This window comes from Caulobacter sp. CCG-8 (genome assembly GCF_037402475.1).
GTDB lineage: Bacteria > Pseudomonadota > Alphaproteobacteria > Caulobacterales > Caulobacteraceae > Caulobacter.
Map to the genome: position 1 here is coordinate 23,303 of NZ_JBBEUD010000027.1, position 18,299 is coordinate 41,601.

Below are 18,299 nucleotides of genomic sequence, written 5' to 3' on the forward strand. Positions count from 1 at the left end.
CTTTGCGACACAGCGGTCCGACAAATCGGCCGTCCCACATGCTGAGGCTTGTCATGTGTGATTGATATGATAAATAAAGGCTCCGCTTGGCGCTCGCGCCAGGACGGGAGCGCTCGCCAGAAGCGCAACGGCGCGGACCCCGCGCCCACCTCGAACCGGCCGCCTTTTTCGCGCCGGAGAGTTCACCGCATCACAAACACAGAGCAGCCGCGTCTTTGCGAACGCGGCGCCGTCGTCCCTGGGGGAACCAACGATGACCCACTACAAATTGCTTGCAGCCGCCAGCGGCCTGGCCCTGATGGCCGCCGCCAGCGCCCATGCGCAAACCGCGCCGGCCCCGGCCTCCGACTCGTCGCAGGTCGACGAAGTCGTCGTCACCGGCGTGCGCAAGAGCCTGCGTGAAGCCCTCGACGTGAAGCGTGGTTCCGACAAGGTCGTCGAAGCCATCTCGGCCAAGGACATCGGCGTCCTGCCCGACGTGACCATCGCCGAATCCATCGCCCGCCTGCCGGGCGTCAACGCCACCCGCGACCGCGGCAACGACAGCCAGGCCGTCGTGCGCGGCCTGGGCGCCCGCCTGGTGCTGGGCACCGTCAACGGCCGCGAAGTCGCCTCGTCCGAGCCGGACCGCAACGTCCGCTGGGAGATCTACCCCTCGGAAGTCGTCCAGGGCGTCCAGGTCTACAAGTCGCAGTCGGCCGACCTGATCGCCGGCGGCGTGGCCGCGACGATCAACATCGATACGATCGCCCCGCTCGATTACAAGGGCCCCGAATTCGTCCTGCGCGCCGGCCCGGTCTTCTACGACGGCGGCAAGGACATCCCCAACTACGACCAGACCGGCTACCGCGCCTCGGGCTCGTGGGTGCACAAGATCAATGACGACCTGGCCATCGTGCTGGGCCTGACCAGCCAGAAGCAGAAGAACGGCTACGTCTCGTTCCAGGGCTGGGGCTACAACGACTCGACCATCCGCCAGCCGGCCGGCGCCAGCGATTCCAGCGGCGACCTGAACGGCGACGGCAAGCTGGACGCCACCCCGTGGGGCGCGCAGCTGGAGGTCAAGAAGCTCAACCAGAAGCGCAACGGCGTCTCCACCGGCCTGCAGTGGAAGCCCAGCGACAACTTCGAACTGAAGTTCGACGCCCTCTATTCCGACATCAAGATCAACGAGAACCAGGACCAGGCGATCTACGGCTGGAACAACTGGGGCAACTGGGCCAACGGCAACGCCGGCGACTACAACGCCCCGGGCGCGTCCTACACCCTGATCAACAACACGGTCGTGGCCGCCAACCTGGTGTCCAACAACGCGGTGCACAGCGTGATCGCGCGCTACACCGAGGACAAGAAGCTGTTCGTCACCGGCCTGAACGGCAAGTGGACCAACGACGCGTGGACCGTCGTCGGCGACCTGTCCTATTCGAAGGCCGAGCGTGAGAACAACTGGGCGGCGGTGCGCCTGGAAACCTATCCGTCGACGATGTCGTTCGACACCCGCGCCGGCGTGAAGCCGACCGTGAAGCTGACCCAGGACATCACCACCCTGCCGCAGTACAACTCGTGGAAGGGCGGCCAGAACGACGGTCCGGAACACCTGAACGACGAGCTGGCGGCCGGCGCGCTGGACTTCACCCGCGACCTGGCGGGCGGAGCGTTCAAGAGCGTCCAGTTCGGCGCGCGGGCCTCCAACCGCACCAAAGACCACAGCATGTTCCAGTTCTACCCCTGGGCCAACGCCGGGACGGTCGTGCCGGCGAGCATGCTCAGCTACTACAAGGTCAGGGCCTTCGACGTGCCGGCGGTCGTCACGGGCGACTTCGACGCCCTGGCCGCGGTCCTGTACGGCGCGAACGCCTTCGACCCCAGCCACGGCTCGGAGAACCTGGCCCAGCAGTGGAGCGTCAACGAGAAGGTCTTCGAAGGCTACGGCAAGCTGAACTTCGCCGCCGACAGCATCGGCGGCTCGTGGGCGACCGGCAACATCGGCGTCCGCGTGGTGCACACCGAGACCAGCAGCGACGGTCAGCAGGCCGACACCCTGGGCGTGTTCTCGCCGGTGTCCATCGACAACGACTACACCGACATCCTGCCCTCGGCGAACGTGAAGTTCGACTTCGGCGACGGCAAGGTGTTCCGCCTGGGCCTGGCCAAGGTGATCGCCCGTCCGCCGCTGGACGAGCTGCGCGCCAGCCGCACCCTGACCACCTGGTCGCCCTACACGGGCAGCGCCGGCAACCCGACGCTGAAGCCGTTCGAGGCGGTGCAGTTCGACGCCTCGGCCGAGTGGTACTTCCGTCCGGAAGCCCTGATCGCGGCCTCGTACTACTACAAGGACGTCAGCTCCTACATCGGCTGGAAGCAGACCCCGATCGCCTACGGCGGCACCACCTACGCCGTCTCCAGCCCGACCAACGGCGGCGACGGCTACATCCAGGGCCTGGAACTGACCTTCCAGACGCCGTTCTTCTTCCTGCCGGGTCCGTTCGACAAGTTCGGCGTCTATTCGAACTACGCCTATGTCGACTCCGACCTGAAGGAGTTCTCGCCGGTCAACAACCCGCTCGACATGACCGGCCTGGCCAAGCACACCGCCACGGTCGACCTCTGGTACGCCAACGGTCCGGTCGAAGCGCGCCTGGGCTGGAAGTACCACTCGCCGATGACGGTCATCTACGGCTGGAACGGCGCGGACCTGCAGACCCTGGAGAGCGAGAAGACCCTCGACTTCAGCGCGTCGTACAACATCAACGACCACGTCACGGTCCGCTTCCAGGCCAACAACCTGACCAACGAGGAACTGCGGATGTACCGCGACAACGATCCCAACCGGATCGGTCGCTATGACGTCTACGGCCGTCGTTACCTCGCCGACGTGACCTTGAAGTTCTAACCCTTTCCGCCACCCCTTCGTCCTGCGGGGGTGGCGGCGGCAAGCTCGTCTTGCCAAGCTGGGATTCATCACACCTCCCCGATGACATCCTGCACCTGGGGAGGAAGCCATCCGCGCTTCCTCCCCATTTTTTTGCTTTCCGCGTGAGGACCCCATGGTCGATTTCAGCCGCCGCCAAGCCCTGGCCGCCACCGCCGGCGCCGCCGCCCTCGCGGCCGCGTCCGCCCGCGCCGCGCCGAAGAGCGCGCCCGCCGCGTCCTCCCGCCCCGTCCTTCCCGTCATCGACCTGGCCCCGCGCGAGCGCCTGTCGCTGGACTTCGACTGGCGCTTCAAGCTGGGCCACGCCCAGGACCCGGCCAAGGATTTCGGTTTCGGAGCCAACCAGCGCACCTTCGCCAAGGCCGGCGCGACCGCCGCCAACTGGCAGGTCAGCCGGCTGTCCGACCCCGCCTTCGACGCCGGCGCCTGGGCGCCGGTCACCCTGCCCCACGACTGGGCCGTCGAGCTGCCCTTCGTCGATAACCCCGCCTATGTGCCGTCCGGCAAGCCCGACGACGAGGACCTGCGCGCCGCCCACGGCTACAAGCCCCTGGGCCGCGAGTTCCCGGAGACCAGCGTCGGCTGGTACCGCAAGACCTTCGCCTTGCCCGCCGCCGACGCCGGCAAGCGGCTGTCGATCGAGTTCGACGGCGCGATGCGCGACGCCCTGGTCATCGTCAACGGCTACATCCTCGAGCAGGAAGACAGCGGCTATTCGCCGTTCCGCGTCGACATCACCGACATCGCCAATATCGGCCAGGAAAACAGTCTGGTGGTGCGCGTCGACGCCAGCCTGGGCGAGGGCTGGTTCTACGAGGGGGCGGGCCTCTACCGCCACGTCTGGCTGGTCAAGACCGCCCCGGTCCACGTGCCGCAATGGGGCGTGTTCGTGCGCGCCAAGGTCGACGGGACCCTGACCATCGACACCGATCTGGTCAACGACGGCGACGCCCGCGCCGAGTTCGAACTGCTGCACACCGTGCTGGACGCCGCCGGCAAGCCGGTGCTGACCCCCGCCGCCGCCTCCGACCGGCTGCCGGCCTGGGAGCGCCAGTCGCTGTCCCTGACCGTGGCCCTGGACAATCCCGTGCTGTGGTCGCTGGAGACCCCGCACCTCTACACCCTGGTCACCGAGGTGAAGGTCGGCGGCGCGGTCGTGGACCGCCATGCGACCCGCTTCGGCTTCCGGTCGATCGCCTTCGACGGCGCAAAGGGCTTCCTGCTGAACGGCCAGAGCGTGAAGCTGAAGGGGACCTGCAACCACCAGGACCACGCCGGCGTGGGCGCGGCCATTCCCGACGCCCTGCAGGTCTGGCGGCTGGAGCAGCTGAAGTCGATGGGCTGCAACGCCTATCGCGCCGCCCACAACCCGCCGACGCCCGAGCTGCTGGACGCCTGCGACCGCCTGGGCATGGTCGTCATCGACGAGACCCGCCGGATGTCCAGCGACCCGACGTCGATGGACGAGCTGGAGCGCCTGGTCCGCCGCGACCGCAACCACCCGTCGGTGATCCTGTGGTCGATCGGCAACGAGGAGCCGCAGCAGGGCACCGCCCGCGGCGCCAAGGTGGCCGCGACCATGAAGCGACTGGTCAACCGCCTGGACCCGACCCGCCTGGTCATCGCCGCCATGGACTCCGGCTTCGGCGAGGGCATCAGCGCCGTCATCGACGTGCAGGGCTTCAACTACCGCCACGAGAAGATGGACGAGTTCCACGCCCGCTTCCCGAACGTGCCGGTGATCGGCACCGAGAGCGCCAGCACCGTGGCCACGCGCGGCGAATACGCCCGCGACGACGCCAAGCTCTACGTGCCGGCCTACGACACCGAGCACCCCTGGTGGGCGACCACGGCCGAAAAGTGGTGGAGCCACGCGGCCGACCGTCCGTGGGTGGCGGGCGGCTTCATCTGGACCGGCTTCGACTATCGCGGCGAACCGACACCCTTCAACAAATGGCCCAGCATCAGCTCGCACTTCGGCGCGCTCGACACCTGCGGCTTCCCCAAGGACAACTACTACTACTACCGCGCCTGGTGGCGGCCCGAGCCGCTGTTGCACCTGCTGCCGCACTGGAACTGGGAAGGCCGCGAGGGCCAGCCGATCGCGGTCTGGGCGCACAGCAACTGCGACAAGGTCGAGCTGTTCCTGAACGGCAAGAGCCAGGGCGTGCGCGACGTGAAACCCAACCACCACGTCGAATGGTCGGTCCCTTACGCGCCCGGCGTAATCGAGGCCCACGGCTACAAGGGCGGCAAGGTCGTACTGCGCGAGCGCCGCGAGACCGCCGGCCCGGCCGCCGCCCTGCGACTGACCGCCGACCGCTCGCGCTACGCCGCCGACGGCCAGGACGTGGCTGTGCTGAAGGTCGAGGTGCTGGACGCCAAGGGCCGCATCGTGCCCCGCGCCGACGACCTGGTGACCTTCGCGGTCGCGGGTCCTGGCGACGTGATCGGGGTGGGCAACGGCAATCCCACCAGCCACGAGGCCGACGTCGCCAGCCAGAGGAAGGCCTTCAACGGCCTCTGCCAGGCGATCGTCCGCACGCGGCGCGGTCAGGCGGGCGAAGTGCGGGTGGCGGCCTCGGCGCCGGGGCTGAAGACAGCAAGCGTCAGCTTGACGGCGGGCACCTAGAGACTCTGACCTCAACAAAAGTTGTCATCCCGGAAGCCTCGCAGAGGCTGTCCGGGACCCAGGTGACTGGGCCTAGGTCGTGCAGCCGCCCCTGGGGCCCGGACAAGCGCTGCGCGCTTTCCGGGATGACAACGGATTGTGCGATCAATCCAGCGCCTTGAACCGCACCGCCGCGCCGCCGCCCGGGGCCATGTCGAACTCCAGCGTGTCCTTGCTGGTCACCACCTTCTTCGACACCGTCAGGGCCGTGGTGTTGGTGATGTAGTCCGCGCCCGGACCGTCGGCGTAGATCTGGGCCTCGTAGCGCTTGCCGGGGGCCAGGAAGTCCAGTTTCTGAGTCAGCTTGCGGGCCGTCTCGTCGGTCAGGGCGCCCAGGAACCAGTCCTTGCCGCCGCGCGGCTGGCGGGCCGTCACGATGTAGTCGCCGATCTCGCCCTGCAGCGTCTTCGAGGTCTCCCAGTCGGTGGGCACGTCGCGGATGAACTGGAAAGCGTCGGGCCTGGCCTCGTAGTTCTCCGGCAGGTCGGCGGCCATCTGGATCGGGCTGTACAGCACCACGTACAGCGCCAGCTGCACCGCCAGGGTCGACTGGCCGCGGCGGGTCAGCTCGGTCTTGCCGTGCACCACGTCGAAGACGCCCGGCGTGAAGTCCATCGGCCCGCCCAGCATGCGCGTGAACGGCAGGATCACCGTGTGCTCGGGCGGGTTGGTCGGGTTGCCCCAGGCGTTGAACTCCTGGCCCCGCGCGCCTTCGCGGCTGAGCATGTTGGGCCAGGTGCGGCGCAGGCCGGTGTCCTTGACCGGCTCGTGGGCGTCGATCGAGATGTGGTGCTGGGCCGCCACCTGGGCGACGTGCAGGTTGTGACGGACCATGTACTGGCCGGCGAACCACTGCTGCTCGCCCTGTTGGTCCAGGATCGTGCCGCTGTGGCGGACATAGCCGGTCTTCACCTGCGAGATGCCGACGCTCTCATAGAGCTTCATGGCGTCTTCCAGCTGGGCCTCGTAGTTGGGCACCGCCCCGGCCGTCTCGTTGTGGCCGATCAGCTTGACGCCCTTGGACTTGCCGTAGTCGGTGATCGCCTTCAGGTCGAAGTCCGGATAGGCCTTGGTGAAGCTGAACTTCTCGCCGTTGCTGATCCAGTCGCCGTCCCAGCCTTCGTTCCAGCCTTCCACCAGCACGCCGTCGAAGCCGTACTTGGCCGCGAAGTCCATGTAGCGCTTGGTGTTGGCGGTGTTGGCGCCGTGCTTGGGACCGCTGCCCCAGGTCGAGCGCTCCAGGTGCATTTCCCACCAGATGCCCACGTACTTGCCCGGCTTGATCCACGAGGTGTCGGCGATCTTGCTGGGCTCGTTGAGGTTCAGCTCGATGCGGCTGTCGGCCAGGGCGCCGGCGGTCTCGCCGATCAGCACCGTGCGCCAGGGGGTGGTGAAGGGACCGGTCTTCTTGGCCAGGGTCCCGTCCTGCCAGGGCATCAGCCGGGCCTTCAGCGTCCCCGCCCCGTCGCCGGCCAGCAGCATGCTGGGGAAGTCGACCAGGGCCGCCTCGTGGAACGACAGGTACAGGCCGCCGGCCTCGTTGCCCGCCGTGCGCTTCAGGGTCAGCGGCGTCTCGGCCAGGGTGATCCGGCGGGCGTCGGTCTGCTTGTAGAGGTACTCGTCGCGCTCCTGGCCCAGGCCCTCGTACCACCAGGCGTCATAGGCCCCGACGGGCTTGAAGGCGGTGCGGTCGTCGGTGACGGACACGTTCTGGCCGGCGGGAACGGCGCCGTAGGCGTAGCGGAAGCCCAGGCCGTCGTCGAACAGCCGGAAGGTGACGTCGAAGGTCTTGCTCAGCGGCGTGTCGCCGGCCAGCGAGACGGTCAACTCCGAATGGTTGTCGCGGATCACCCGCTGCTCGCCCCAGGGCTGCTCCCAGCTGCTGTCGGAGGCCGAGCGCCTGGCGCCGGTCAGGGCGGTGATCCGCGCGGCGGGCTCGCCGGCGAAGGTCAGGCCCAGGGGCGCGGCCGCCAGCACCGGCTTGCCGCCGCGCGACACCTCGTAGAAGGCCGAGCCGTCCTTGGTGAAGACGCAGACCTCGATCACCTTGCCCGGCGACTGGGCGCATTCGCGGTCAGCGGCGGCCGCGACGGCAGGGGCGGCCAGGGCGCTCAGCAGAGCGCCGAACAGGGCCGGGGTTCGCAACATCATCGAACGGTCTCTTTCGTCAGAAGAAGAAAAAAGGGCGTCTCGGCTCCGCAGGCCAAAGCCGAGACGCAGGGGAGGACTGGTCGCGTCGCCCGCGCGCGGACGACGATGAGGGAGAAGGAACGGCGCATCAGGAGCTCACCGCCTCGATGAAGCCGTTGGCGGTCAGCCGGCCCTGGGCCGGATCGGCCTTGCCCGCCTCGGGCCTCAGCAGGGCCGAATGCAGGACGTGGTTGCGATAGACGATCAGCCGGTTGAACACGCCGTCGGCCTGGCCGATCAGGTCGTAGTCGGCCATGTCGGCCCCCGGATAGACGGCCGTGCCGACGCCGCGCTCGGCCAGCTGGGCCTGGGCCACGGCCACGTAGGTCGCATGGCGGCTCTGGTCGACGCTCTCGAAGCCGGTGGCCTTGTGGCGGAAGAAGCCGGTGCCCCCGTGATCGCCCCGGCTCAGGTAGTGGACCATGGCCAGCCGGTTCGGGTCGGGCCCGTCGTGGTGCGGGATCTTCTGCACCGGCTGGGCGTCGCGCGCCGAGGTCGTGGCCAGGCCGAAATAGCCGAAATACTTGACGTAGACCTCGCTGGGCAGGCCGAAGGCCGCCGCGATCGGCCCGCGCAGGGCGGTGACCACGGTGCGGTAGTACGACTCCGGCAGGTTGGCGTTCAGCCCCGGATAGTTGGTGTGCGGCGGGCTGTAGAAGTCGGCCTGGCGCGCGGCCTCGATCATCGCGTCCGGATCGTCCAGCACGTCGTCGACCACCAGCAGCGGCTGGCGCTCCTCGCCCAGGTGGAGGAGCTGGAGCCGGATCTGGCGACCGAGCAGCAAGGGGGGAACGGCGATGGCTGCGGTCATGCGCCGCCCTTCAGGAAGGCCATCTTCAGCTGGCGCGCCAGGTTGGCGCGGAACGACGGGCTCATCGGCCCCAGCGCGCCCTTCAGACCGTCCGGAATGTGGGCCGTCGCCTCGCCGTCGCCGGCGAAGACATAGGCCTCGAACATCGCCTTCCAGTAGGCGCGCTCGCCCGGCGGCAGGTCCTTGAAGGCCAGAAGCGCGGTCAGGAAGACGTCGTTGGCCCGCTCCAGCCCCGCGCCCGTGTCGCCCCACCACCAGTTGACCATGGCGTTGTAGGGCGCGAGCGAGGTGACGTGGTGCCACCAGTATTTCGGCACGAACAGGGCGTCGCCCGGCTCCAGCCACGCGACCTCGGCCGCGGCGTACGCGTCGCGATAGCGCGGGAAGCGGGCCAGGTCCGGGGCCTCGGGATCGACCAGCGACAGCGGCGGCGGATTGTCCAGCGGGCCGACATAGAGGTTGGCGACCTGGGTCGGCGGGAACAGCACGAAGCGGCGGCGGCCGGCGATCACGCCGGCCAGGTTGTGGTCGCGGTCGTTGTGGGTCTGGGTGCGGACGGCCCCGCCCACCCACAGGCGCGGCATGACCTGCGGCGGCAGCAGGGGGCTGGGGTTCCGGCGCACGAATTCCGGCATGTGGCTGGCCAGGGGCAGCATCTGGATGGCCACGAACGGGGCGTCCGGCTCGCCCAGCAGGCGTTCGATGCGGTCCAGGGTCTCGCCGATCCCGGCCTGGCGCTTGGAGAAGGCGAACTCGCGCAGGTCGGCGCCGTAGCCGAAGCGGCCGCCGGTGGCGGCGGGCGCCTCCATGACCGGGGCCGGGGCGCCGGCGTCCATGGCCTTGAGGTAGGCGTTCAGGGCGGCGGGTCCCTGGCGGCCGGCGGCCAGGGCGGGCCAGGCCTCCAGCAGCCCCTTGATCACCACCGGCCGCTCGGCGCGGACGATCGCGTCGAAGTCCGCCGGCGAGGCGCAGGCGGCCGTCGCCACGCGCGGCAGGGCGTCGATGTCGCAAGGCTGGATCATGCCGCCGCCGTCCATCAGCAGAAGCTTTCCAGATAGAGGTCATGGCTCGGCTGCTTCAGCACCTGGTCCTTGATGAAGGACAGGATGCGCCGGAACTCGCCCTTCACGACCTCGGGCGAGGTGCGGTCGATCATTGGCGCGTGGGTCTCGGGCGTCACGCCGTGACCGGTCAGCAGGGCCCGCCAGCTGTCGGCGACGAAGGTCTCGTGTTCCGAGGGCGGGATGTCGCCCCGCGCCTGGAAGGTCGCGATCTTGTGGGCCAGCACGTCCGAAGCCGTGGCCGCCCGCGCCCGCTCCCAGAACGGCGCCTTCGCGTAGCGGTTGGCGACGTAGTGGGCCGACTGGAAGTCGCGCAGGCGCTCGTAGACCTCGCGCATCGTGGCGTTGTACGTCGCCCGCTCGGCGTCGAAGTCGGCGGCCACCGGGAACAGCGGCAGCAGGTGCACCAGCCCCAGCTGCACGGCCTGCAGGTCGACGCCGTGCACCGGATCGAAGGCGCAGGCCGCCTCGCCCACCGCCACGCAGTTTCGGCTCCAGGCCTGGACGCGACGGCCCGGATCGCTGACCGAGACGACGGCGTCGGCCAGGGCCAGGCCCGAGATGCGGCCGGCCATCTCGAGGGCCTGGTCGTCCGTGCACAGATCGCCGGCATAGGCCTGGACCACATGGGTCGCCGCCTGGCTGGGGTGCAGCCCCACCCAACCGCGCGCCCAGGCGCGGATGTCGGCGTAGGGCGGCAGCGAAGCGAAGCGCGGCCCCTGGGCGCGCAGCACCCGGTCGGCCGGGAAATGGCCGCGCCAGCTCTCGCGCGCCACGCCCAGGGCGGTCATCAGCACGGCCTCGCCGCCCGTGGCGTCGACGAACAGGTCGCCCCGCACGCTGCGGCCCTCGCCCAGGTCCAGGGCGGCGATCTCGCCGTCGGCGTCGAGGGTCGGCGCGACGGACAGGGCCTGGTGCAGCTCGACGCCCAGCCGCTTGGCGAGGCCCTTCAGCGCCGCGGCGTAGGCCAGGGCCGGCAGGTGGTAGCCGTAGTCGGTGCGGCCGAAGACCTCGGTCTCCTCGTCGGGCAGCAGCACCCGGCCCTGGCGGGCGGCGGCGGCGGTCAGCGAGAAGTCGTCCAGCGCCACGTTCAGCCCCAGGCCCCGGGCCTTCAGCCAGAACGGGAAGAAGTCGCGGTTGTCGATCGGCGCGCCATAGGCGCCGTGGGCGTGGAAGAAGGCCGGGGTCGCGCCCGAGACGTCGGCGAAGTTCTGTCCCAGCGAGAAGGCGCCGCGCGTGGCGCGCAGCAGGGCCGCCTCGTCCAGGCCCAGCATCCCGTGCAGGGCCTCCAGCGGCGGCAGGCTGGCGTGGACGTCGGCGGGCGTCAGGCGGGTCGGCAGCTCCACCGCCGTGACGCCGACCCCGGCCGGCCGCAGGGCCGCGCGCAGCACGCAGGCCGACAGCCACAGGGCCGCATCGCGCCCCACCACGACGATGCTGACGGGCGCGCTCATCACGACACCGCCCGCACGGCCTGGACCGGTCCGCCCAGGTCCCCGGGCGCGTAGCGGGCCAGGAAGTCGGCGTGGTTGGTCATGGTCGCGACATTGCCGTCGATCCGCGCCTTCAGGTCGGCCAGCCGGGCCTCCAGGTCGTCCAGCGTCAGGCTCTCGGCCAGGCGGTCATACGCGCGCGGAACCAGCCCCTGCCCCTCCAGCACCGACAGCCAGCTGTCGCGCGAGAACAGGCCGTACTGGTAGTTGGGCAGGGCCGCGCGGCGCTCAAATAACAGAAGCTTGGCCGCCAGGCTGTCGGGGATCGCCATGGTCCGCACATGGTCCCACAGCGGTTCTCCGACCCGGCTGTTGGCGCGGTAGTGCAGGATCAGGAAGTCGCGGACCCGGTCGTACTGGATCTCGAACAGGCGGTTGAACTCGGCGACCAGGCGCGGGTCCATGCGGTCGCCCTCGCCCGGGGTCGGCATCAGGTTGACCAGGTCGATCACGGCGGCCTGGATCAGGAAGATGCTGGTCGACTCCAGGGGTTCCAGGAAGCCGCTGGACAGGCCCATGGCCACGACATTGCCGCTCCAGCCCCGCACCCGGCGGCCGGCCTTGAAGCGCAGCAGGCGCGGCTCGTCCAGCGCCGGGCCGTCCAGCTTGGCCAGCAGGGTCTCGCGCGCCTGGTCCTCGTCGAGGAAGGCGCTGGAGAACACGTAGCCGTTGCCGGTGCGGTGCTGCAGCGGAATGCGCCAGCGCCAACCGCCCAGGTCGGCGCTGGCGCGGGTATAGGGCGTCAGGCCGTCGCCGCCCGTGGCGCAGGGCACGGCCAGGGCGCGGTCGCAGGGCAGCCAATGGCCCCAGTCCTGCCAGGCCACGTCCATCTGGCCGGCCAGCAGCAGCGAGCGGAAGCCGGTGCAGTCGATGAAGAGGTCGCCCGGGATCACGGCGCCCGACTTCAGGGTCAGGCTGCGCACCTGGCCGCCGGCCGTGTCGCGGGCGATGTCGGAAACCAGGCCCTCGATACGCGTCACGCCCCGCGCGGTCGCCCAGCGCCGCAGGAAGCCGGCATAGAGGCCGGCGTCGAAATGGTAGGCGTAGGCGTAGGTCGAGCGGATCGACTTGTCGTCCTGGTTGGGAAACTCGAAGGCGTTCGCCCGGCACGCGGCCACGGCGTAGGAATAGGCCTGCAGCGGCGCGACCTCGCGCCCGGCGTTCCTGGCCCGCACCCAGTGATGCTGGAAGTCCACCCCGTTCCACGGCTCGCCGAACGTGCCGAACGGATGGATGTAGCGGTCGCCGGGGCGGTTCCAGTCGCGGAACTCGATGCCCAGCTTGATGGAGCCCTGGGTCTCGCGCAGGAACTGCGCCTCGTCGATCCCCAGCATGTCGTTGTAGGTCTTGATGTGCGGCAGGGTGGCTTCGCCGACCCCCACCGTGCCGATCTCGTCGGACTCGATCAGGGTCAGGTCGTAGGCCTTGGGATCCAGCAGCCGCGCCAGGCCGGCCGCGCACATCCAGCCGGCCGTGCCGCCGCCGACGATCACGACCTTGAGGGTCGCGCCCTTGTCCGTGTGCATTGGTCCTGGCCTCCCGTCTACGCCGGAACCGACGCCGCCGCGGAGGATCCGCGACGGCGTGGTCCGATCGGGGGATTAGTACTTGAAGCGGATGCCCAGTTGGATGCGGCGGTCGTTCCGGATCCACGACGAGTCGATCTTCACCGGCTTGGCGCCGGGGGTCAGGGCCGAGTCGCCGAAGACCTGCTGCTGGAAGACCGTGGTGGTGTCGAGGAGGTTGGAGCCGTCCAGCGACACTTCGATGTTGTCGCTGACCTGGTAGCGGATCGAGCCGTCCAGGAACCCCGCGCCCTTCTGGTACATCGGCAGGCCGATGCAGCAGTCCAGGTTGTTGGTCAGGAAGGCCGAGCGCCAGCTGTAGGCCAGGCGCATGGCGATCGGGCCCTTCTCGTACAGGCCCACGATGTTGTAGGCGTCGTCCGAGATGCCGGCCAGGCGATGGCTGTCCATGACCGCGCCGTTGACCTGCAGGCCGCCGCCGAAGGCGACGGTGCCGCCGGCCGCGTAGCCGGGCTGGGTGGCCAGGTTGGAGTTGTGGATGTCTTCCTGCTTGGTGTGGGTGTAGTTGGCCTGGATGCCGAGGCCGTCCCACGGGCTGGGCAGGAAGTCGAAGAAGGTCTGGTAGGCCACTTCGAAGCCGGTCAGTTCGCCGCCGCCGTTGCCGTTGCGCGGGCCGCGGACCAGCACGTTCTGGGTCGAGCCGTTGTTGGTGAACGAGCGCAGGAACTCGCCGTAGGCGATGCTGCCGTTCAGCTTCTTGTAGAAGACGTCGAAGGTGAACGAGCTGCTTTCGGTGAAGTAGTGCTCGAAGGCCAGGTCGAACTGGTCGGCGGTGATCGGCTTCAGCGCGCCGAAGCCGGAGTCGGCGTTGAACTGGAAGTTGAAGCCCTTGACGTTGGACGCCACGTGCGGGGCGTTCGGGTCGTTCCAGATCACGTACTGCGAGTTCGGCGAGGTGTCGGTCGACGGCACCTGGATGCCGACGAAGTTGCGCAGCAGGCCGAAGTCAGGCCGCGACATGGCCCGCGAGGCGGCGAAGCGCACGAAGCTTTTGTCGCTGAGGCCGAAGCGGACGTTCAGGCTGGGCAGCCAGTTGTCGTGCTTGCCGCTGAAGTCGTTGTCCGCGCCGCCGCCGTTGCTGAAGTTCAGCAGGTCGGGCGTCAGCCAGCACGAGATGTTGGTGACCGAGTTGGGACCCAGCGGCGCGTTGCACGGCGTGGTGGCGGCCGAGGTGTACCAGGTGCTGGTCGGGAACGCGACGCCGCCCGAGCTGGTGGTCTTGGTCTGGACGAAGCGCAGGCCGACATTGCCCTGGACAGTGATGCCGTTGAAGATCGTCATGTCGTCGCCGCCGAAGCGCAACATGCCGTAGGCGGCCATGGTCTCTTCCTCGACATCGACCATTTCCGGATCGATGAAGCAGCCCTCGGTGTTGTTGGCGCGCTGGCACAGCGGGGTCCAGGCCATCGGCGAGTTGGTGGTCGCGCCGCTCAGCGCCTTGATCAGCCCGTCGTGGTCGGCCAGCGTGCCCTTGCTGAGGAACACCAGGTCGTTGTTGGGGAACACCTTGCCGTCATAGAAGTCGCCCAGGCCGGCGACGCTCCAGATGCCGGCGCCGTAACCCTGGAAGTTCCCGGCGTGGCCGCAGGCGGCCGGATAGGGCTGGGGCGTGGTGTTGTCGACGTTGAAGCCCGGGCCGTTGCAGTTCCACGGCGCGGCCACCGGCGACCAGTTGTAGGTCGAGTAGCGGACCTTCTGCTTGCGGTCGGCGTAGCGCACCCCGACCTTCAGCGAGTTCAGCCAGCCGCCCTCGTTGAACTCGTACTCGCCGTCGGCGCGCAGGGCCAGTTCGTGGGCGTCGTTGTCCTCGTAGTGGTCCTGGATGAACGGGATCCAGTAGTTGTGCGGGTTCGACAGGAAGCCCGGGGCGTAATTGACGTTCGAGCCCGGCTGCAGGGTGATCTGCGGCGTGCCCTTGTCGTTCACCTTGTACTGGGCGTCCGCCATCGTGCGGTTGGCGACCAGGATGTCGTAGTTGTTGGTGTTGGCGTCGATGTACTGGACGTCGAAGCTGGTGTGCAGCCGGTCGTTGACGTCCCACTGCAGGTTCGCCGAGAAGTCGCTGGTGCCTTCGGAGTGGTCGAAGTTGCGCGCCTGGTTCTCGATGTAGAGGCCTTCGCGCTGGGTGGCGCAGGCCGAGCCGGCGCCGCAGTAGTTGACGAAGGGCAGGCCGGGGACCGCCGAGCCGCGGTTGATGTTGTCCTGGGTGCTGGTGCCCCAGTCGCCGGTCGGCTGGGTCAGGATGCCCGAGGTCAGCATGCCGTTCGGGCCGAAGGTGAAGGCCGGCGAGCCCTGGGCGGGCGCGATGACGGCCGAGGTCTGCGGCGAATAGGCCGACGCGGCCCACAGGCCGAACAGCACGACGTTGGTGCTGCGCTCCAGCCAGGCGTTCTTGTACTTGGAGTTGTTGTACTGGGCCTTGAAGCGGACGGTGCCGTCGTTGTTCTCGTACTGCACGGCCAGGGCCGTGCCCTTGCGGACGCGGTCATACTCGACCTGCGAGTAGTTGACCTGGTCGGGCATGTAGACCCAGCCCGTGCCGCCGTAGGGGTTGGCCGTGCAGGGGATCGAGCCGTCGGCGTTGACGATCGCCTTGCCGCTGGAGTCGTTCATGCCGGCCGAGCAGAAGGTGCCGATGCGCTGCATCACCACGCCTTCGGTCTGGGTCAGCACGTGGGAATAGGCGTAGTCGGCCATCACGCCGATGCGGCCGAAGTCGGTGTCCCAGTTCTTGCTGACGATGCCCGAATATTCGTAGGTGACCTTGTCGGAGCGGTCGCCGTAGTTGGCCTTGCCCGACAGCGAGATCACCTGGTCCTTGGCGTCGAACGGCAGGCGGGTGCGCAGGTTGACCGTGCCGGCGATGCCGCCTTCGATCATCTCGGCCGTCTGGTTCTTGTAGCTGTCGACGCCGGCCATCAGTTCCGGCGAGATGTCGTTGAAGTTCAGGCCGCGGGCGGCGTCGGCCGAGAAGCTGTCGCGGCCGTTGAACTCGGTGCGCACCTGGGTCAGGCCGCGGATCAGCACCCCGGCCGGCTCGGCCGAGAAGTGCGAGCTGTCGTCGCTGGACTGCAGGCGGGACACCGTGATGCCCGGCACGCGCTGCAGCGCCTCGGCGACCGACTTGTCGGGGAAGGCGCCGATGTCGGTGGCGGTGATGGAGTCGACGACGGTGTCGGCGTTCTTCTTGATCTGCTGCGAGGTCTCGAGCGACTTGCGCACGCCCACGACGACGACCTCGTCGACCGTGGCGGCGTCGTTGGCGGACTTGTCCTGCGCGAAGGCCGGCGCGGCCGCGCCCATGACGCCCCCCAGGACGCCCAGGGCCGCGATCGCCGCCAGCGACACCCCGCCGCGCAGAAGCGCCTTGCGGCGGACATTGAACTTGCTCATCCCGTTCTCCCTAATTTTCTGCCCGCGCCTTGGTCGCGCGGGGTTTTTTTGATGAAGCCGCGCCGTCCCTCCCGGAGCGTCGCGGAGACCCCTGCACCCTCGGTCCCGTCCGCGCCCCGCGGGGGACGCGTCGAACCGGTGATTTCCGTTGAAAGGCGTCGGCGCCGCGCGGCGCGTTCGACGCGATGAGCGTCCGGTCTCCCCGACCGGGATCGCTCGCGGGGCGCTCGGCCCCGTCATCCCCCTCCTCCCCTCCTCTTCGTCACGGCGTTCGCCGTTGTCCGGTCCGCCGCCAGCGCCGCCCCTCGGGGGCCGACTCTCGCAAGATTTGCGGCGCCGAGCGCCTGGAAAGGGACGCGGATAAGCCTCCGCGCGCCGCCCAACCGTTCGACTTGCGCAATCTTGCGTTCTTTTGCGTCAAACGCAAGAGCGTTGTTTTGCGAAATTTCGTGCCGTTAGCGCTAACTTTCCCGCAGAATCGCCAGTTGTGGCATTTTTGGAACGATGGATTTTCTCGAGAGGCCTTGCGGAGCGGCTCATTCCACGCAATTCTTGCGTAAATTCGAAAGGCGAAGGGATGAGCGCAATCCCCACGACGCGCGTGCAAGCTTTGCCCCGCCCCGCCGGACGGGGCGTCCGGCTATCGAATCGGATCTCGGGCGGGATCGCGGACGGCCAGGGCGCTGATCGCGGCCAGGGCGAAGGCGCCCGCCGCCAGGCCCAGGGCCTGGATCGCCTCGCCCTTGAACAGGCGTCCGACCACCGGACCCAGCACCACGGCGGCGATCAGCTGGGGCAGGACCAGGAACAGGTTATGGATGCCCATGTAGACGCCCATCTTGTGGGGCGGCACGGCGCTGGACAGCATGGCGTAGGGCGCCGACAGGATCGAGGCCCAGGCCACGCCGATCCCCACGATCGGGATCCACAGCAGGGCCGGGTCGTCGATCACCACGAAGCCCACGAAGCCCAGGGCGCCCATGGCCAGGCAGAGGGCGTGGCTGACCCGCAGCCCGATCCTCGCCACCAGGGCCGGCAGCAGCAGGGCGACCAGGGCGGCCACGCCGTTGTAGCCGGCGAACAGCACCCCCACCCAGTCGGCGCCCTGGTTGTAGGCGGCCGAGGCCGGATCGGTCGCGCCGTAGTGCCGGGCCGTCACGGCCGGGGTCGTGTAGATCCACATGGCGAACAGGCCGAACCAGGTGAAGAACTGCACCACCGCCAGGCGGATCAGCACCTGGGGCATGTGCAGCATGTCCTCGACCACCTCCAGCACGCCCAGCGACGCCTTGCCCTGGCGGCGCAGCCAGGTGGCGGCCAGTTGGGCGGCGCCAAAGGCGGTGGCCGAGCCGGCCAGCACGTAGACCTCGCGCGCCCAGCCGCTGGCGAAGGCCAGGGCGCAGGCCACCAGCCCGGCGATGGTCCACAGCGCCCCGCTCTTCAGCATCAGGGCCGCGCCCTCGGCGCTGGGCGTGCGGTGCTCGGGCTGGACCCGCGCGCCGTCGGCCAGGGTCTCGGGCGGATGCTCGTGCGTGGTGAAGACCGTCCACATCACCGCGACCAGCAGGGTGACGCCGCCCACGTAGAAGGCGGTGTGGACCGACGGCGGCAATTGGCCGGCGACGGCCTGGCCCGACACGCCGAACCAGTGGGTCAGGACCCACGGCAGGGCCGAGGCGAACACCGCCCCCGCGCCGATGAAGAACACCTGCATGGCGAAGCCGGTGGTGCGCTGCTCCTCCGGCAGGGTGTCGGCGACGAAGGCGCGGAACGGCTCCATGGCCACGTTGATCGAGGCGGACAGCACCCACAGCATCAGGCTGGCGGTCAGCACGCTGGACGCATTGGGCATCAGGAACAGCGACACCGCCGTCAGGATCGAGCCGTAGAACAGATAGGGCCGCCGCCGGCCCAGCCGGCCCCAGGTGCGGTCGCTCAGATGGCCGATGATCGGCTGGACCAGCAGGCCCGTGGCGGGCGCGGCGATCCACAGGATGGCCAGCTCGTTGAGGTCCGCGCCAAGGGTCTGGAAGATCCGGCTGGTGTTGACGTTCTGCAGACCCCAGACGATCTGCACCCCGAACAGACCGCAACACATGTTCCAGATCTGCGCAAAGGACAGCCGCGCCTTCGTCATGCGGCGCGGGTCCCGCGTCGCCCAA

9 protein-coding genes are annotated in these 18,299 nt (G+C 69.0%); 2 read left to right on the forward strand and 7 right to left on the reverse strand.

The features are described from left to right. Positions 1–253: 253 nt before the first annotated feature. Together WAE60_RS21440 and galA are read left to right on the forward strand one after the other, a co-directional pair. Positions 254–2,893, forward strand: a complete 2,640-nt coding sequence (locus WAE60_RS21440) for a TonB-dependent receptor (protein ID WP_337688625.1) — start codon at positions 254–256, stop codon at positions 2,891–2,893. A gap of 154 nt (positions 2,894–3,047) precedes the next feature. Next, on the forward strand, positions 3,048–5,564 hold the full coding sequence (gene galA / locus WAE60_RS21445) for a beta-galactosidase GalA (protein ID WP_337688626.1): 2,517 nt from the start codon (positions 3,048–3,050) through the stop codon (positions 5,562–5,564). Positions 5,565–5,708: 144 nt separating this feature from the next. Here galA and WAE60_RS21450 read toward each other — a convergent pair whose 3' ends face one another. The 7 genes from WAE60_RS21450 to WAE60_RS21480 form a co-directional block, all read right to left on the reverse strand. Continuing rightward, positions 5,709–7,754 carry a glycoside hydrolase family 97 protein gene (locus WAE60_RS21450; protein ID WP_337688628.1) on the reverse strand — a complete coding sequence of 682 codons (2,046 nt, stop codon included), beginning with the start codon at positions 7,752–7,754 and terminating at the stop codon, positions 5,709–5,711. A 127-nt stretch (positions 7,755–7,881) separates the two neighbouring features. Then, positions 7,882–8,604, reverse strand: coding sequence for a DUF6445 family protein (locus WAE60_RS21455; protein ID WP_337688629.1), 723 nt, complete (start codon positions 8,602–8,604; stop codon positions 7,882–7,884). Continuing rightward, positions 8,601–9,626, reverse strand: coding sequence for a cupin-like domain-containing protein (locus tag WAE60_RS21460; RefSeq protein ID WP_337688630.1), 1,026 nt, complete (start codon positions 9,624–9,626; stop codon positions 8,601–8,603). The genes WAE60_RS21455 and WAE60_RS21460 overlap by 4 nt, the downstream gene beginning before the upstream one ends. 14 nt (positions 9,627–9,640) lie before the next feature. Then, positions 9,641–11,119, reverse strand: a complete 1,479-nt coding sequence (locus WAE60_RS21465; protein ID WP_337688631.1) for a tryptophan 7-halogenase — start codon at positions 11,117–11,119, stop codon at positions 9,641–9,643. Beyond that, positions 11,119–12,684, reverse strand: a complete 1,566-nt coding sequence (locus WAE60_RS21470; protein WP_337688633.1) for a tryptophan halogenase family protein — start codon at positions 12,682–12,684, stop codon at positions 11,119–11,121. The genes WAE60_RS21465 and WAE60_RS21470 overlap by 1 nt, the downstream gene beginning before the upstream one ends. A 75-nt stretch (positions 12,685–12,759) precedes the next feature. Continuing rightward, positions 12,760–16,137 carry a TonB-dependent receptor gene (locus WAE60_RS21475; protein WP_029908020.1) on the reverse strand — a complete coding sequence of 1,126 codons (3,378 nt, stop codon included), beginning with the start codon at positions 16,135–16,137 and terminating at the stop codon, positions 12,760–12,762. A 640-nt stretch (positions 16,138–16,777) separates the two neighbouring features. Next, on the reverse strand, positions 16,778–18,274 hold the full coding sequence (locus WAE60_RS21480; RefSeq protein ID WP_337688636.1) for an MFS transporter: 1,497 nt from the start codon (positions 18,272–18,274) through the stop codon (positions 16,778–16,780). Positions 18,275–18,299 lie beyond the last annotated feature (25 nt).

What these genes read in the sequence shown, in the direction of transcription:
- galA (WP_337688626.1), top strand. Translation starts at nt 3,048, where the DNA reads ATGGTCGATTTCAGCCGCCGCCAAGCCCTGGCCGCCACCGCCGGCGCC.
- WAE60_RS21465 (WP_337688631.1), bottom strand. Translation starts at nt 11,119, where the DNA reads ATGAGCGCGCCCGTCAGCATCGTCGTGGTGGGGCGCGATGCGGCCCTG.
- WAE60_RS21460 (WP_337688630.1), bottom strand. Translation starts at nt 9,626, where the DNA reads ATGATCCAGCCTTGCGACATCGACGCCCTGCCGCGCGTGGCGACGGCC.
- WAE60_RS21450 (WP_337688628.1), bottom strand. Translation starts at nt 7,754, where the DNA reads ATGATGTTGCGAACCCCGGCCCTGTTCGGCGCTCTGCTGAGCGCCCTG.
- WAE60_RS21480 (WP_337688636.1), bottom strand. Translation starts at nt 18,274, where the DNA reads ATGACGAAGGCGCGGCTGTCCTTTGCGCAGATCTGGAACATGTGTTGC.
- WAE60_RS21455 (WP_337688629.1), bottom strand. Translation starts at nt 8,604, where the DNA reads ATGACCGCAGCCATCGCCGTTCCCCCCTTGCTGCTCGGTCGCCAGATC.
- WAE60_RS21475 (WP_029908020.1), bottom strand. Translation starts at nt 16,137, where the DNA reads ATGAGCAAGTTCAATGTCCGCCGCAAGGCGCTTCTGCGCGGCGGGGTG.
- WAE60_RS21440 (WP_337688625.1), top strand. Translation starts at nt 254, where the DNA reads ATGACCCACTACAAATTGCTTGCAGCCGCCAGCGGCCTGGCCCTGATG.
- WAE60_RS21470 (WP_337688633.1), bottom strand. Translation starts at nt 12,684, where the DNA reads ATGCACACGGACAAGGGCGCGACCCTCAAGGTCGTGATCGTCGGCGGC.